Source organism: Protofrankia sp. Cr1 (assembly GCF_963555865.1).
Classification (GTDB): Bacteria; Actinomycetota; Actinomycetes; order Frankiales; family Frankiaceae; genus Protofrankia.
In genome coordinates, this window is sequence record NZ_CAUVXO010000512.1 from 3,507 (window position 1) to 4,111 (window position 605).

At 70.1% G+C, this 605-nt stretch carries 1 protein-coding gene; it reads right to left on the bottom strand.

The window, feature by feature from the left end:
* The coding region (locus U9980_RS24805; RefSeq protein WP_322770137.1) for a tetratricopeptide repeat protein at positions 1 to 605 on the bottom strand (605 nt) is incomplete at both ends.

Below are 605 nucleotides of genomic sequence, written 5' to 3' on the forward strand. Positions count from 1 at the left end.
TCGGCGGCGTCGGTCTCCTCGTCGTGGTCCACGGTTGCCACGGAGACGAACCACCGGGCCGCATCGGTCGGACGGCCCGCGGCCAGCAGCGCCTCGGCGTAGGCGTACCACAGTCGCGGCGTCCACGGTTCCAATCTGGTGGAAGCCACCTCATCCTGCAGCAGTAGGACCGCTGCCGCCGGCTCACCCAGATCGCGCCGTGCGCCGGACACAACAATGAGGAGTTCGACCCGGCTCGCCTCGTCGAGTTCGGCCGCGGCCGGATCACGTGCAAGCAGCAATGCCCGCTCGGGACGCCCGAGCCCGCGCTCTGCATCCGCCATGACGGCGAGGTGGCGAGGAGAACCGTCGAGCCGGCGTGCCGCACGCAGTTCGGCAAGCGCCGTGGTGAACTCCCCCGCGTGGTAGGCGGCAAGCCCAACTGCTTCACGGACCGCGGCGATTCGGGACGCGAGCGCGGAGGCTGCGCGTGCATGGGCAAGAGCAAGCGCGGGGTCATCGTCGAGATAGATGGCTGCGGCGACAAGATGGCGGGCAACCGGTTCGGCACGTGCGGCACCGAGTCCGCGCAGCTCGCGGGTGACCTCGAAGTCCAGGAGTTCGGC